Source organism: Neobacillus sp. BF23-41 (assembly GCF_041106275.1).
In genome coordinates, this window is the sequence record NZ_JBGBPR010000014.1 from 15,728 (window position 1) to 28,947 (window position 13,220).

At 37.0% G+C, this 13,220-nt stretch carries 12 protein-coding genes; 2 read left to right on the top strand and 10 right to left on the bottom strand.

The genetic code is table 11. The features are described from left to right. Positions 1 to 10 precede the first annotated feature (10 nt). Positions 11 to 1,759, bottom strand: coding sequence for a SulP family inorganic anion transporter (locus AB7942_RS19800; RefSeq protein WP_369448194.1), 1,749 nt, complete (start codon positions 1,757 to 1,759; stop codon positions 11 to 13). Between the two features lie 352 nt (positions 1,760 to 2,111). Between AB7942_RS19800 and AB7942_RS19805 the strand changes: the two genes are divergently transcribed. Then, a complete protein-coding gene (locus AB7942_RS19805; protein WP_088086797.1) occupies positions 2,112 to 2,906 on the top strand; it encodes a TIGR00266 family protein in 795 nt (264 codons plus the stop codon). A gap of 241 nt (positions 2,907 to 3,147) precedes the next feature. Here AB7942_RS19805 and AB7942_RS19810 read toward each other — a convergent pair whose 3' ends face one another. The 9 genes from AB7942_RS19810 to AB7942_RS19850 form a co-directional block, all read right to left on the bottom strand. Continuing rightward, positions 3,148 to 3,636, bottom strand: coding sequence for a DinB family protein (locus AB7942_RS19810; RefSeq protein ID WP_369448195.1), 489 nt, complete (start codon positions 3,634 to 3,636; stop codon positions 3,148 to 3,150). A gap of 66 nt (positions 3,637 to 3,702) precedes the next feature. Next, positions 3,703 to 4,770, bottom strand: coding sequence for a DUF3900 domain-containing protein (locus AB7942_RS19815; RefSeq protein WP_369448196.1), 1,068 nt, complete (start codon positions 4,768 to 4,770; stop codon positions 3,703 to 3,705). 74 nt (positions 4,771 to 4,844) lie between these two features. Then, a complete protein-coding gene (locus AB7942_RS19820; protein ID WP_369448197.1) occupies positions 4,845 to 5,837 on the bottom strand; it encodes an ABC transporter permease subunit in 993 nt (330 codons plus the stop codon). Then, positions 5,834 to 6,709: an ABC transporter permease subunit gene (locus tag AB7942_RS19825; protein WP_369448198.1), complete on the bottom strand. Its 876-nt coding sequence runs from the start codon at positions 6,707 to 6,709 to the stop codon at positions 5,834 to 5,836. Before AB7942_RS19825 ends, AB7942_RS19820 begins: the two co-directional genes overlap by 4 nt. Before the next feature lie 149 nt (positions 6,710 to 6,858). Next, a complete protein-coding gene (locus AB7942_RS19830; RefSeq protein WP_369448199.1) occupies positions 6,859 to 8,319 on the bottom strand; it encodes a DUF4153 domain-containing protein in 1,461 nt (486 codons plus the stop codon). Positions 8,320 to 8,388: 69 nt separating this feature from the next. After that, positions 8,389 to 9,024 (bottom strand): HAAS signaling domain-containing protein, encoded by a 636-nt coding sequence (locus tag AB7942_RS19835; RefSeq protein WP_369448200.1) that lies wholly within the window; start codon positions 9,022 to 9,024, stop codon positions 8,389 to 8,391. Continuing rightward, complete coding sequence (locus AB7942_RS19840) at positions 9,005 to 9,352, bottom strand: PadR family transcriptional regulator (protein WP_168243163.1); 348 nt, start codon at positions 9,350 to 9,352, stop codon at positions 9,005 to 9,007. The genes AB7942_RS19835 and AB7942_RS19840 overlap by 20 nt, the downstream gene beginning before the upstream one ends. A 118-nt stretch (positions 9,353 to 9,470) precedes the next feature. Then, positions 9,471 to 9,644: a hypothetical protein gene (locus AB7942_RS19845; RefSeq protein WP_369448201.1), complete on the bottom strand. Its 174-nt coding sequence runs from the start codon at positions 9,642 to 9,644 to the stop codon at positions 9,471 to 9,473. A 136-nt stretch (positions 9,645 to 9,780) separates the two neighbouring features. Continuing rightward, on the bottom strand, positions 9,781 to 11,223 hold the full coding sequence (locus AB7942_RS19850) for an amino acid permease (protein WP_369448202.1): 1,443 nt from the start codon (positions 11,221 to 11,223) through the stop codon (positions 9,781 to 9,783). A 492-nt stretch (positions 11,224 to 11,715) separates the two neighbouring features. Between AB7942_RS19850 and AB7942_RS19855 the strand changes: the two genes are divergently transcribed. Beyond that, positions 11,716 to 13,134, top strand: coding sequence for a sigma-54 interaction domain-containing protein (locus AB7942_RS19855; RefSeq protein ID WP_369448203.1), 1,419 nt, complete (start codon positions 11,716 to 11,718; stop codon positions 13,132 to 13,134). The last annotated feature ends 86 nt before the right edge of the window (positions 13,135 to 13,220 follow it).

The window sequence follows — 13,220 nt, forward strand, 5'->3', positions numbered from 1 at the left end:
CTATGCTTTTTTAGAAAGTAGCCGTAAGTTTTGCTCTGCTTCCTTCTACTGCCTCAGGAGCTGATAGCTTTTTGCATTCTCTAAATGCGTAATGCTTACAGCCTAGGCACTTATTTTTGTTAATATGCTCAAGTGCATATTGGATGGCTACACCAGTATGTTCAAAAAAATGTTCCTCGCCGATTATTTGATATAATCCTGTCTTTTTCAAGACATTTTCCGGCTGCTGATTTAAACCCGATATCATAATTATACCATTTTTAGAAAAATGACGAACAATACTTGATAACGTTGCTTCTCCGGTTGTATCCATTAAAGGCACCTTACTCATTCGCAACAATAGGATTTTAGGTCGATAATTTATTGTGCTCATGATCGTTTTTTCAAACGTTTCAGCGGCACCGAAAAATAACGGACCCTCCACATTAAATATACTAATTTGTGGACAGTCATTTGTATCAGAGACAATTCCTGTCACTACCTTTTCGTGTTTATGTTTTCGGTTTGGCAAAGCTTTAGCAGTAACCATAACATCACTCATTCTTTTTGCAAAAAGAATGGCAGACATCACTAAGCCAACCTCAACTGCGATAGTCAAATTTACAAAAACGGTTAATAAAAACGTAACCGTTAAGACAAGTGAATCCGTGGATTTTGTTTTTAAAATATGTGAAAATACTTTTCTTTCACTCATATTCCAAGCAACGACCATCAAGATTGGCGCCATACTTGCTAATGGAATATACGATGCATATGGTGCAAAAAATAGCAGGATTAGCAAGACAACAAACCCATGGATAATGCCAGAAAACGGAGAAATCGCTCCATTTTTAATATTTGTCGCAGTCCGAGCAATCGCACCTGTTGCTGGAATTCCGCCAAAAAACGGCGTAATCATATTGGCAATTCCTTGTCCGATTAATTCTTTATTGCTGTTGTGCCTGCTATTGGTCATTCCATCAGCCACCACTGCCGATAACAATGATTCAATACCGCCTAACATTGCAATTATGAATGCAGGCTTTAAGAGCCTGATAATCATTTCTAAATTTATGTTAGGAATATGAAGTTCGGGTAATGTGCTTGGGATTTGACCATAGGCTGTTCCAATCGTTGCAATTTGACTTGGGTAAAATATGGTTGCAATGACCGAGGAAACCACTAAACCAATCAGCGGACCTGGAACTTTTGGTGCAACCTTTGGCGTTACAATGACGGTTACTAAACAAATAGCTGCCGTTAGAATACTGAAAATATTTATCGTATCTAAATGAACAAAAATTTCTTGGGTATTTTTAATAAATTCCTCATGTTTCTTTATTCCCACTAAACCTAAGAAACTAGCAACCTGCCCAATAAATATTGTCACCGCTATCCCTGTTGTAAACCCAATGGTTACTGGTCTAGGAATATATTTAATTAGTGATCCAAGTTTAAATACTCCCATTAATAGCAGAATAATACCGGCCATAAATCCAGCGACGAGGAGATTATCATAGCCGTATGTCATCACAATCCCAAATAAAATGGGAATAAACGCTCCAGTTGGGCCGCCTATTTGATACTTCGATCCGCCAAATAAGGAAATAAGAATCCCTGCAACAATCGTCGTATAAATTCCATATTCTGGCTTCACTCCTGAAGCAATAGCAAAAGCCATCCCAAGTGGAATTGCGATTACCCCGACAATCAATCCTGAAAGGAGATCCTTTGGTACACTCCTTAAGGAATAATTATGGAATCTTTTGTCAATAAACATATAAACCCTTCTTATCTTCTTATTTTTGTATATCTGATTATTTGAATATATGGTAATTTGAATTATATAGCAAGCTTTTTGTTTTAAAATCTGGAATAATATTTATATAAATACTACTTGTTAGATACTCGTTACCATGTTACAATAGCTAAGCGATGAGCTGAGTTGTGTAAGTCGAGAAACATTCCTTTTTGGAGCACACTATGTGGAGTGTGGTTTTTCGCCTCAATACGCAAAAGACGTCTGTGAAAACAGGCGTCTTTTTATTTTTATTTTATTAAAATTAGCACTTTTTTCCTAAATTTTTTATAATATATATAGATTTGCCATTATAAAAAGTGGCGGGAAAAGTATGAATAACCACGAAATTGATTATAAAATCTATGGAGATGACATGCAGTTTGTTGAAGTAGAGCTCGATCCACAAGAGACAGTTGTTGCTGAAGCAGGAAGCTTTATGATGATGGAAGATGACATACATATGGAGACTATTTTTGGTGATGGCAGCGGCACTAGTCCCGGAAGCGGACTTATGGGTAAGCTGTTCAGCGCTGGTAAACGGGTACTTACCGGTGAAAGCTTGTTCATGACTGCCTTTACCAATAACGGAATCAGCAAGAAACGGGTGTCGTTTGCTTCTCCTTACCCTGGTAAGATTATTCCGATGGACTTAAGCCAATTGGGAGGAAAAATTATCTGCCAAAAGGACGCCTTTCTTGCTGCAGCTAAAGGAGTTGAGGTCGGGATTGAATTCCAACGGAAAATTGGTGCCGGCTTCTTTGGCGGCGAAGGATTTATCATGCAAAAACTCGAAGGTGATGGGCTTGCTTTTGTTCATGCAGGTGGAACGATTATAAAAAAAGACCTTTTGCCAGGCCAGTCTCTGCGCGTGGATACAGGCTGTTTAGTGGCGATGACAAGTAGTGTTAATTATGATATCGAATTTGTAAAAGGAGTTAAAACAGCCTTGTTTGGCGGCGAAGGCTTGTTTTTTGCCACACTCCGCGGTCCTGGTTCCGTTTGGATTCAATCCTTGCCATTTAGCCGTCTGGCAAGCCGTGTTTTTGCTGCGGCACCTTCACGTGGCGGGGCAAAAGACGAAGGCAGTATCGCAAGAGGAATTTTTGATATGTTTAATGGTGACTGATATGGGAGCGGGATCATTTGATCCTGCTTTTTTTGTTTGTGAGGAAGATATTTGTAGATATATGATGAATTATTGTAGATAAAGCTTGGATTTTTGTAGATATATTCTGAATTTGTGAAGATAAACTTGAAATTATGTAGATATATGCTTAAAAAGTGTAGATATCTCATAAAAACACATTTCTCTCATCCACCGGAACAACAAAAACCGAGCATATGCCCGGTTTACTCCGTTAAATCTATTAACTTACACCCTGTTCTTTATCCCATGATCCTTGTATTTTCCGCAATGTGACGATTTGACCAATATGATAGGCATTATGAAGTGTTAGTGAAGATAATGTCGTGATCCATGAACTTTTGGATTCTGGATTAAAGGGTTCGTCTAATTTGTCGTCCTCACATGACTGTATAGTTTCATAACAGTCAGTCATCACATCATTTAAACGAGCTACCGTCTCCTCCCACCCTAAATCGCCTTTATTAAAAAATGTCAAATCATTATTGCCTTCCATTTTAGGATTGGGAATCCCCTTAAATTGGTTTAGGCAGTATTCATTCCAAAACACAAGATGGTTTACCAGTTCCCAAATGGAATTGTCCGATTCTGACTTTTTCCATTCAGCCTGTTTCGGTGTCACCCCTGCAATCGCACTTTGAAAAGAAACAAACCAGCCATTTTTGTTATGAGTAAATAAAAATTGTTCAAGGATTACATCTATTCGACTCACGGACAGCTCTCCCTTAGTTTTATACTAAGATATATTTAAAAACCAAAACAAAATGCCTATTTTTTACTACTGCCCTTGTTTCCTACGAATTTTCTCCAGTACATGCTCAACATCATCCGGTCGCAAAAACTCAATCGGAGAAAAACCTTTTTCAAAAATTACTGAATCGGCTTCCACCATTAATAAATACTTTCCATTCACTTTAGCTAAATGAATTGTATCACCAAAATCAGCTAGTAACCCTTTCACCGAAACGTGATCTAATTTCATTTTTAATTCGAGCTCAGGTGTGTGCTCGATAATTTGCGCAGCGGCTTCAATCACTTGCTCCGTTTCAAAATGTTCCTGCAGCTCTCGCTTTTCACTTGCGGCCCATATCTCCATTGCACCCTCAAACTGCTCTCGTTCTTCACTCTCAGGTTCGAATGCTTCTTCCACATGCCCTCTCACCATCTCCATAACTTGCGTCTTGACGATTTCAGGCATCGACTGAGCATATTCCACATACTTGAGGAAATCCTCAAAATAACGGGCATGGGATGATTGGTTAATTTTTAATTCATGCTCTTCTAATATCCCTTCCTCAGGCATGTATGGATATTGAATTGATTTCATATTTTTCGTTGTAATCGCCATTTCCACATGGCGAATCAGCGTGGATTCATCGGAAATCGAGGCAACCTTTGGCTCAAAATCACATTTTAAAATAAAAACAAAGGGTTCTTCAAAATAGCGCGCTAGTTTGGCTCTCGCCACTAAAAATACCCCGCCGCGAACTGCACTAGTATTTAAATAGGTGTTTACAAATGTTTCTCCTTCAACCAGAAAGGCTTCCTTAGATTCTGCAAAACGAGCACGATTGAAAAGATTATAATTAGGATTCGACGTTAAATCGTGGCCTTCTTCCACGACAAAGTAACCTATTTTGGTTGGAACCTCATCCGCTTTTGGATGTCGCTCCACCTTTCGTTTCACTATTTTAGCAAACTCACCATCAAGAAATTCTTTCAAGGAACTATCTTCGTACTCTTCTTCATCGATTGTTTGATAGTGTTTATATCGTTTATCAGCTTGTTCCCCTTTTCCTTCTACTTGGATCACAAAAAAGGATAAGTACTGCACCTGAAAATCCATCACAATTCACCTTTTTCTTGAAATTCACTTTCACAAGTATAGAAAAGTGCTGGACCTTCGTCAATTTACACAACCTATAGTTTTTGAACAAACTCAAATTTTTTTGAGGAATGGGATTCCATCTTAGGAACCTTTCCCTTTGTTTCTTTCTTTTTCACAACCCTTAAAGCATATAGGTTCTCTTCTAGTTCTTTCTTGATCAAATTCACGATGACTATGACCACAAAAAATCCAACCACGGGACTTAAAATGGACCACGGGGCACGAATAAATTCACTATAATTTTGTCCAATTAAACCTGCCCATTCATTGGAAAGCGTTGCCGGCTTTGGCGGTTCATCAAACCCTAGCACTCCTCCCCGATTTCTCCCACCAAGAAACATTCCAAACAAACCAAGCTGCATCGTTATATGAAGGGTGCTTATAAACTGTTGGACAGTAAATAATAGCCCGTAAGAACGTATATACGGCATCAATTGCTTTCTTACAATATGTAATTTGCCAGCCCCCATTAACTTAGAGCTTTGCACAAAGGAGGTTTTTAATAATCCATCGGTTACATCGGCGGCGAAAATCGTAACCGATGGAAATCCGATAAAAACGAGAATAATAATTTGATAGGTAACAATAGAAGAAATGGCAACATCATTAAAATCTCCCACAATCGGTATCATTAAAATTATCCCAATCAGGATCGATGGGATGTAACGAAAAGTTAGGAAAAAGTCTTTAACATAACTTTTTAAGAATGGCGCCCATAGTGATAGGAAAATTCCGAATATCCCTCCAAGGAATACTCTTAATAAGGCGACTCCAAATGCCGAGATTAATGTAAATTTTGCACCGTAAAGTAATAGCCAGTACATATCCTCGCCATTCCGATTGGTACCCAGCAAATGTTGTGCTGATGGAGGAAACGGTGCCCTGCCAAGTATTTCGCCCTGTTCATTTTTAACGAGCACCTGATGATTGTAATCTTTTGGCCCATAAAAGGGGTACAAAATACTCATTAATAAGAGAATCAAAAGCAACGTGGATCCAATAATAGTTTTTTTATATTTTCTCATAAACTGACTGCCTCCCTCCCTTTGATTAGCTTAGAAATCAACCATCCCACCGCTTCCATTACCAACAGTGGTATCGATAACATTAGTAAGCATACAACGAGTGAAGCAAAATCTCCGCCCATAAAAATAATCTTTAGAAATTGCTGAGTAAACCCATTAATATTAAACAAAAATTCAACCAGAAAAATATTGGATAATAATACCCAAATGATCGTCCGCAGCTGCAAGATTAAGAGTGGAAAAATGTTTCGCAAGATATGCATGAGTAATGTTCTAAGTCTGCCCATTCCCTTTGCCCTCGCGTAAAGGACATATTGCTGGATTTGTTCCTCATTAATGACTTTAATCAGAAACTGCAGGAATAAGAAAAAAGGCAGAAAGGATACAGTCATAATTGGAACAAAATAAGGCTTATGACCAAATATCCCATAGAGTTGTAAAAACTTTAATCCCGTCGTTTTATATAGAGTAATAACAAAAAACTGAAATAAAAAGATTACTAGTAAATCAGGAACAGCTTCGAAAAAATTGATCCCACTTTTCATTCGATTTTTTGCTTTTTCTGGTGAGAGCAAAATTATTATTGCCACAATCATAGCAAGAAAGATTATAAAAAAGAGGCTGATTAGTAGAATCGTCATCGTGTACTGATAACTCTCGGCTATTTCTAATTTCTTAAAAAAAGCTATGTATTGATCACTATTAAATTCCACTAAAAATTGAAAATCTGACTTCATATTGATCCATAGTGTTTTAAAATTAACTATGACACGCTCTTTTCCAATCCCTAATAACGAGGGAAGATTAAAAATAAACAGAAAGCCTGCTAGTATTAATCCAATTCTGATAAGAGCCCGAAATAAACCTTTCATTTTATCCCACCCAATAATTTTATTCTAAAAAAAATACAGTTCTTTTCCATTTTTACATTTAATTAGTAATTTTGCAATATTCCTAATTTATTCAGATTAATAAACATCAACTAAAAGACGATTCGGATCACCGAATCGTCTTCTTTTTACTATTTTATATCCAACTTCTTAAGTTCCGAGAATGCCTGCTCTCGTTTTAGATTATACGATTGCCACGGCAAGCTTTCAGCAAGTGCTTCCTGTTTTCTCTCTAGTAATATTGTTTTTAGTTCAGGTATATTCTTATCTTTTTCATAAAGGTCAATTAATCCTAAAACACCTCTATATGACAAGTTATTAAGGTAATGGACATCAATCTTCCCGATCACCTCGTAACGGTTCATATTTTCTTTCACGACGATCTTATCCAAGTCAATAACTGTAATCGCTGTATAATAGATTAATGAAGTAATAAAATAAAAGTGAAATAACGACAGCTTCTCCACCCAAATCTTCACTAGTGTATACGTAAAGATGACGACTAGGAAAATCATAAACGAATGCACAAGCACCCTAGTGAACGTAAATCCATACGCTTCTTCATACATACTTAACCGTAGGAAGGCGGAACTGAGCATCACGGAACTCGCAAGGACGAGGATGGTCAACATAATTTGTGTTGCTCTCCGCATGAAACTTGTTGCTCGATTAACAAAGGTTAACACGATTACCGTAATCGATAAATTGATGAGTGTCACAAATAAGAGCTCGAAAAATCCTTTTCTAGCGTATTCGGCAAAGGTAAAATCCGCTTGTAATGTTCCGCTGAAAAAATACCTGAATTGTACGACTGTAAACAAAAGATAAACGGCATTGATGATGACAAGTACCGTGATTGCGATAATTCCATCCATCTGAATCCGTTGCTCATTTGACTGTTGTTTTATTTCGTTCATATGTCGATTGTATAGGATTTGCATAAATCCAAAGAATGCGGCGGTTAAGATAAGCATAACAATTAGTCTCATGACGCGTTCAACAGTAATGACTTGGAACCATTGTGGAATGCCGCCAATTAATTGCTCAAACTGAGAATCTGCCGAAATTAGTAAATTCAAGACGACAAAGAGGATTGGCAGTGAAATCGCTATCCCCAGGATTATTTTTTTCCATACTACAAATTTGTCCTCATTAACACCTTGTTTAAAGCCCTTTCCAAATAATGCCGCGAAACTAGCATTATATTTTAGTGCTTGGATAAACTTTGTAATTACAAAAGTAACCAAGGCTGGTTTATTCCATTGAAAATTATTCGGACTGGTGATTAACACTAAATGAAAGATAACTAACCCAGGGATCACCAGTATATTTAAGGCATAAAATAGCACGTTATTATTTAAAAAATAACTGGCTGACAGCAGCCAAATACAACAAAGAATGAGGTAACCTAGTCGTTGATGTGAAAATTGAAAGCGGCGGTAGCGCCAAATAAATACCGAGTAAAAAGCTGAAATAAACACAAAATAGGAGATCCCTACCTCACTGCGAAAGAAAGCTTCTTCACCTAAAATCCCAAGCAATAAACATAAGATTAAAAAAATCCAATCAGATTTTGTAATTTTCATTTCCATCTTCATCCCCCTTTTGTATAGAAATTCTATATATATAGTTTTACTAGGTAGTTATGCAAAAAAAACTGCTTATATCGACGCTTTTCTCCCCCAACGATAGCCAATCCAGCTGACTGGGTATAGAATGATGGTAAAAATGATACAAGCAATAATAAATGTCTTGGTTAATAACGGAGCAAACCAAGAATGTGGAATAATCTGAAAAACTGTTAGGACCATTAATAGCAAATTTGGCATAAGCGATAGTAAAAACGTTTTTCTAAGGAGCACTCTTCCATTATGCCCAAATCCCTTTCCGATTTCATAACCTAACAAGGCCCAAAAGAACATATACAAAAAAGCAATTAAGGTTGGAATCGAGGTTAAATGATTCCATAGAACAGAAAGCCATTCCCACTGAAAGATATTGTGAGCCAAGGTTAGTAAACTGCCTCCCCCGAAAAAAAGAACATTTAAGAGGATAAACACCCATTTCATATTACTTGGAGTGACAGAAAACTCTTCTCTCCATACTTGGACAATTTCTTCCGGGCTACCAAACCGGGATACTATCAGGTCAAAAACCGTATCCTCATCCTGACATTCCGATTCCATTAGAATTTCATCGATATGTGACGCATATTCACGGAGAATCTCCTCTTTATCTAATTGGTTCCCTAGCCCCTTTGCCAGTTGTTCAAGAAACCTATTCTTCGGCCGTTCCATGCTTCGATCTCCCTATCACTTTGTTCATCACTTTAACAAAGTCCTGCCATTCACGTGTTTTTTCACCTAATAATTCCTTTCCAGCTGTGGTTATCTTGTAATATTTTCGTGCTGGTCCCTTTTCCTGCTCCTGCCAATAACACTCAATGTACTCTTGCTTTTCAAGCTTGTGAAGTGCAGGATACAGGGTCCCTTCTTTAACACTTAAGTCATTATCACTGCGCTGTTCAAGCTCTTTCACTAATTCATAGCCATACATATCCCGTTCGTTTAATAATTGAAGCAGGATTAAGGAAGTACTGCCTTTCACTAATTCTCGGTTAAACATTTTATCACCTACCTAGATATATTAGGTACATAGAAATTCTATAACAAAGGAATTGTATTGTAAAGAGCTTATAAAAAAATAGTGGTAATTTATTAATCACCACTACCTAAAATGAATCCTATTTTACTCTTCCGTTATTTCTCAGAACCTTAATGTTTTGGTCTCGTTCTCCACCATCAGATAATTCCTCTGAAAACTCAAGTTTTGCTTCACTCCCAACTAATTCTCCATGCTTGATTGTCTTTCGTGGACTATTATTATTGGGTGCAGCTTGTTCATTCCATTTTCCCATCTTCGTCACCTCGATAAATAGTATTTGAAGTTTGCTTTAACTTATCCATTAACAGAAAAAAACTGCACCCCTTATTGTTAGATTAGTGTCCAACAATTCGGGTGCAGCTCATTTTCAAGCGTTTTAACATGGTAAACTAAATTATCATTTTTTTATTTTCATGCAGTTGTAATTCTTGTTCACCTTCACCATCTTGTTCGCGGTTCTTTTTAATTCTAAAATGATAAATTAAATAACAGGCTGCTACAAACGGAACCCCAAGATACAGAGCCAAACGCTGTTCTGAATCAAACGCTAAACTTGCCAATACAATAACGTTTAAGGTTAAGGCAATGATTGGCAGAGCTGGATAAAGCGGCGTTTTGAATTTAAGATCCTTTACATTTCCGCCTTCGCGGATGAATTTTCTACGAAAGGCAATTTGTGAAGCTGTGATTGAAATCCAACCGACCTGGGCACCTAATCCTGCGACGGAAAGCAGCCAAACAAATACTGTTTCTTCGGCAAAGAAGCCTGACAGTAAGGATAATAAGGCGATCCCGATCGTTAAAACAAGCGCGTTGATTGGTACTCCTTGTTTATTTACTTTTGCAAGTGCAGGACTAGTCATTTTCTCTTTAGACATGGCATACAACATTCGTGTTGCTGCATACAGTCCTGAGTTTGCAACAGAAAGTAACGCCGTCAGAATAACAAAGTTCATAATGTCTGCTGCATATGGAATTCCAATACTATCAAACACGACAACAAACGGACTTTCCACGACTCCAGCTTGTTTCATAGGAATTAAACTGGCTAATACAAATATCGCTAAAACGAAGAAAAATAGCGTTCTCCAAACTGTTTGTTTAATCGATTTCGGAATGGTCTTTTCAGGTTCTTCACTTTCACCTGCAGCTATCCCGATTAATTCTGTGCCCTGAAACGAAAAGTTAACTGCAATCATTGTAATAATTAAGGCAGTAAAACCATGTGGTAATAAACCATGTGCGGTGAAATTAGAGAAAAACGGTGCTGGTTGTCCACCTTTCAAGTGAATTAAACCAAACATCGCCGCTCCACCAAGAACGATAAATGCGATGATAGCGAATATTTTAATACTTGAAAACCAAAATTCGGTTTCGCCAAATGCGCGTGCTGAAAGTGCATTTAGTGAAAATAATACTATGGCAAAAATTGCACACCAAATCCAAATAGGTGAATGAGGAAACCATCTTTGCATAAGCTGTCCGGCAGATAATAACTCTAATGCTACAGTTACAGACCAGCCTAACCAATAAAGCCATCCGAGTGCAAATCCAGTACCAGGACCAATAAATTTCGTGGTATACGTTTGAAATGAACCAGATACCGGCATGGCCACAGATAATTCACCGAGACATAGCATGGTTAAAAACATGATCATGCCGCCGACAATATAAGAAAGAATGGCACCCGTTGGTCCTGCTTGGCTAATTGTGTAGCCGGAACCTAAGAAAAGACCTGATCCAATTACCCCACCTAAAGAGATCATAAATAAATGTCTCGTCTTCATCGTTCTTTTTAATTCATGATTTGAATTATTTCCTTGCAAATTCATTAAATATCCCCCTTTTCCAAGAATGCGCTTTCAACCCTTTTAACACGAAATAATAGGATAATTTTCTACCTAAAATGGCAACTTTAAAATAGAACCTTTTGCATTAGAAATTATACGGAAATAGTAGCCTATTTTCAATAGCTAATATTAGCTAATAATTTCTAAATTATCGCTATATTTCAAAATATTAAAATGCAAGTTTCATGCCAAAATTAATATGCCTATTTGTGAGCATTTTTTGAACAAATAGGCAAAATATTTTTGCATGATTAATAAATATTTTGCACCTATACCGCCAAAATAATTTTTCCACAAAAAAGGAAAGAGTATTTATCTAGCAAAAATTACCACATTGAGAAATAATCTGATAAACGCCAATATTCTTTGCAAATTTCCACGATTTCTCTATGAAACTGCAAAACTATTTTGCATTATTACGTTTTATTTGGTTAAATAGGTGCATAAGGGATAAAACAAAGGGAATGAATCACAATGGAGAAAACAAAACAAACAGCCAATTACTTACTTTATGTAAATCGAATGTATAAACGGATCTTGGACGAGGTGGATGTTGGTGTCCATGCTGTAGATGAAACTGGAAAAACGATTATTTATAATAAAAAAATGATGCAAATGGAATCGATGGACCTTCAAGACGTTATTGATAAAAACCTATTAGATGTGTTTATGTTTAAAGACGATCAATCAAGTACTCTTGTAAAAGCGCTGCACGAAGGAAAAGAAACGAGTAACGTAAAACAAACCTATTTTAACAATAAAGGTCGAGAAATTACGACAATAAACAATACTATCCCCATTTATTCGGAAGAAAAACTCCAAGGAGCAGTTGAAATTGCCAATGATGTTACAAAACTAGAACGATTAATTAAAGGCAATATGAATAAAGGATCGACCCGATACACGTTTGATAAAATCATCGGAAATAGCCGTGCCATTAAGGAAGTAATCGAATCAGCTAAACGTGCGACCCGAACTTCCTCCTATGTTTTGATTGTCGGAGATACAGGTACCGGGAAAGAACTTTTCGCCCAAAGTATTCACAACGGGAGCGGGCGATTATCTGCACCATTTATTTCTCAAAACTGTGCAGCCCTTCCTGATAATTTAATCGAAAGCCTCCTATTTGGGACAAAGCGTGGTGCCTTCACTGGTGCTGTCGATACCCCGGGATTATTTGAACAGGCAAATGGTGGAACACTTTTGCTAGATGAGATTAACTCATTAAATTTAAATCTTCAGGCAAAGTTACTTCGTGTTCTTCAGGAAAAGACCATTCGGCGAATCGGTGATACGAAGGATACACCTGTTGATGTACGGGTTATTGCCAATATGAATGAAGATCCGATCGATGCTATTGCCAATAATCGGATGCGTAAAGATTTATATTATCGGCTTGGCGTCGTAACTATTTTTGTCCCACCCTTAAAAGAGCGCAAGGAAGATATACCATTATTAGTCCAAAACTTTATTGAAAAATACAATGAACTTTTTCAGATGAATGTAAAAGGTTTGTCAGAGGAAGTTAAACAGTCTTTCTTTGAGTATGACTGGCTGGGCAATGTTCGTGAGCTTGAGCATATTATTGAAGCAGCTATGAATATTATGATCGATGAAGAATGGATCATGTACACCCATTTACCCTACCAATATAGAAGCAAAATGCAGATGAAAGAAAGAATGATCCCTCTTTCTACAGTTGATAACTTTATAAAAGAAAATGCAGAGATAGCTGTTCCCTTAAAACAACAAATGGAGTTATTTGAAAAATCTTATATTGACCATGTATTAGCTAAAAATAATTTTAATGTTTCTAAGTCAGCCCAACTACTTGGACTAAGTCGGCAAAGTTTACAGTATCGAATGAAAAAATTAAACATTACAGTGAAATAGGATGAATACGATTTTATGAAGGTGGAGAGCAATGATGCTTTCCACTTTTTTTATTTTCATTGTAAAACCACTCACAAAAATGACTT